The following is a 2,785-nucleotide window of genomic DNA, read 5'->3' as shown; positions in this document are numbered from 1 at the left end:
CACCTGTCGCCTTGAGAATCGCGCCTCGGGGTGGGCCCCGTCAGTCCATGTCGAAGTTCAATGTGAGCGGATAACCGTCATCGCTGTGTCCGGCGATGGACAGATCGGCCTCGCCGCGCAGCTTCTCCAGGCCGCCGGTGCCCATGCCCGGCACGACCTCGAGCTTGGCGGTCACTGAGCCCTTGTCCTGGTCGCCGACGTGCCGGAACACGCACGTGCCCTCGTGCCCCGCTATCGATCCCTCGAAGCGTTCCAGGCCGAGGACCGGGGCCGCGTCGTCCTTGTAGGCGATGAGGTAGACCACGGTGCTGGTGCCTTCGATGTCGCCGGTGTAGGAGTACCTGACCTCGGCGTGGGTGATACCGCGGTTGGGGTAGTACGCCTCGCCGGCCTTCGTTCCTTCTCCGTCGATGTCGGTGACGAGCTTCTCCGACCAGGACGTGTTATTGAACGTGCAGATTGCCGTATGTGTGTAACTCATGGTCAGGACGCTACGTGGCTCGGGAACGAGCGGTCTTGAACAAACGCGACGACTATGCTGTGGGACATGTCCGTGCCGAGGGGGCGCCCGGAGGCGATCGTTCGGCCGAAGGCGGCCCAGCAGTCGTTCGACGTCGAGCGGCTCGCGCCGTCCGATGCGCTTGCGGAGTACGTCGACTATTACTGGCTGGTGCGGTGGCACGTTGCCCAGCCCTATCGGCAACAGGTCATTCCGCAGCCGCGCGTCCATGTCGCGGCCGAGGACGGCCGGCTCTTCGTCCACGGCGTGTCACGTGACCCCTTCTTCAGGACCCTGACCGGCACGGGCCATGCGCTCGGCGCGGCCTTCCACGCCGGTGGATTCCGTCCGCTGCTGAAGCACAGCCTGGCCACGATCTCCGGGACCGTTCGGCCGGGTGCGAACGTGCTCGGCCGGGATGATCGCGGTACCGCGGGGCGGGTCCTCGAGGGCGTGCAGACCACCGACATGGTCGAGGCGCTCGAGGAGTACCTGCTCAGCGTCGGGCCTGAACCCGACCCGGCTGCGCGCGAGGTCACCTCACTGGTCGGCGAGGCCGAGCGGCGCACCGGCATCGTCCGGGCCGAGCAGCTGGCGGACCATGCGAGCCTGAGTCTGCGCAGCTTGCAGCGGCTGTTCGCCGAATACGTCGGGATCGGCCCGAAGTGGGTGATCCAACGGTTCCGGATCCTCGAAGCGACCGCGGCCGCCCACGCTGGCGAGCCGACCGACTGGCCCGCGCTGGCCGAGCGGCTCGGCTTCAGTGACCAGGCACACCTGACACGCGCGTTCACGCAGGTGGTCGGGACTCCGCCGGCGACGTACCAGCGTGACGAAGAAGGCACCTGATGCATAGGGTGATCCCGCAGGCGTCGGATGATCGACATGTGAGGTACGAGGCGATGCCGGACGACGCCCTGGAACGGGCACTCGCGACGTTGCGCGAGGGTGGCCATCGGGTGACCGGCGCGCGTCGTGCCGTGATCGAGACGCTGGCGGAGCTCGACGGTCATCCCGGCGCTGAGGACCTGTGCGAGCGGATCCGGCAGCGTTATCCGGCTGTGCACCGGGCGACCGTCTACCGCACGCTGGAGACGCTGGCCGCGATCGGCGTCGTCACGCATGTTCACATCAGCGGCGGCGCGACGGCTTACCACCTTGCCAGTGAAGCGGGCGCGCGCCCGCACCTGCATGCCAGCTGCCGGACATGCGGCAGCATCATGGATCTTCCCGACGGCATGCTCGACTCCGTCAGCCGGGACCTGCTGGAGGCGCACGGCTTCGAGCTCGACCCGCGGCACGTGGCGCTCTCCGGAACCTGCAAGGACTGCCGCGGCGCCGGCTGACGTCGGGCGAAACCGATCTGCCGGATAGCCTGCCGACCTTTGACGCGACTGAGTCGCATGTGCGACATTGTCTTGCAAGTCTGGCCCGGTCGGCTCGGACGGGCATGTCCGTGGGGAAGGAACGCAACGGTGACGGTCGAGACGAAGGCCGATCGTCCTCCCTTGGAGCAGCTGCCCCGCGACGATCTGGGCCAGCTGGCACAGCGCCGCCGAACATTGCTGTGGATCTGCGGTCTTACCGCCGCCCTTCTGACCACCTTGCTGATGGCGGTGGGTATCGGAGCCGTCAGTGTGGCTCCCGCCAATGTGGCCAAGATCGTGACTCATCACCTGCTCGGCTGGCCGGATCAGGTGAGCTGGAGCCCAGCCGAGGAGTCCATCGTCTGGAGGGTACGGCTGCCGCGGGTACTGCTCGGAGCGGTCGTCGGCGCGGCCCTCGCCGTCTGCGGCGTCGTGCTCCAGGCGATGGTCCGCAACATGCTCGCCGACCCGTATCTGCTCGGCGTGACCTCGGGTGCGTCCACCGGAGCGGCCGCCGCGATCCTGTTCGGCTTCGGCGCGGGGCTCGGTGAGAACGCCCTGTCGGCCAGCGCCTTCGTCGGGGCGCTGGGTGCGTCCGTCGTCGTGTTCGTCGTCGCCCGGGCAGGTGGTCGGATCACGTCGGTACGGCTGCTCATGGCGGGCGTCGCCGTGGGCTATGCGCTCTATGCCGCCACCAGTTTCCTGATCTTCGCCTCGGACTCCGCCGAGGGCGCGCGGTCCGTCCTGTTCTGGCTGCTCGGCTCGCTGGGGCTGGCCCGGTGGTCGCCCGCCTTCGCGATCGTCGTCGTGATCGTCGGCGTGGCCATCGCCCTGTTCATCATGTGGGGCCGGCAGCTCGACGCGCTGGCGATCGGCGACGACACGGCCCGCACCCTCGGCGTGCCCGCCACGGCGTTGC

The 2,785-nt window shown here is 68.5% G+C and carries 4 protein-coding genes; 3 read left to right on the top strand and 1 reads right to left on the bottom strand.

Annotated features, from left to right (window positions below):
• Positions 1–40: 40 nt before the first annotated feature.
• On the bottom strand, positions 41–481 hold the full coding sequence (locus tag ELR45_RS23595; RefSeq protein WP_129668531.1) for a DUF3224 domain-containing protein: 441 nt from the start codon (positions 479–481) through the stop codon (positions 41–43).
• Positions 482–547: 66 nt separating this feature from the next.
• On the opposite strand from ELR45_RS23595, the gene ELR45_RS23590 reads away from it, so the two are divergent.
• From ELR45_RS23590 to ELR45_RS23580, 3 genes are all read left to right on the top strand, one after another.
• Positions 548–1,348, top strand: coding sequence for a helix-turn-helix domain-containing protein (locus ELR45_RS23590; RefSeq protein WP_129668530.1), 801 nt, complete (start codon positions 548–550; stop codon positions 1,346–1,348).
• Positions 1,349–1,386: 38 nt separating this feature from the next.
• Positions 1,387–1,845: a Fur family transcriptional regulator gene (locus tag ELR45_RS23585; RefSeq protein WP_205857134.1), complete on the top strand. Its 459-nt coding sequence runs from the start codon at positions 1,387–1,389 to the stop codon at positions 1,843–1,845.
• Between the two features lie 129 nt (positions 1,846–1,974).
• On the top strand, positions 1,975–2,785 hold an 811-nt coding region (locus ELR45_RS23580), incomplete at its 3' end, for a FecCD family ABC transporter permease (protein ID WP_205857133.1).

It is taken from the genome of Phytoactinopolyspora endophytica (genome assembly GCF_004138495.1).
Lineage (GTDB): Bacteria > Actinomycetota > Actinomycetes > Jiangellales > Jiangellaceae > Phytoactinopolyspora > Phytoactinopolyspora endophytica.
Note: the sequence above shows the minus strand (reverse complement) of the source record. Positions and strands in the feature narration are given on the sequence as shown.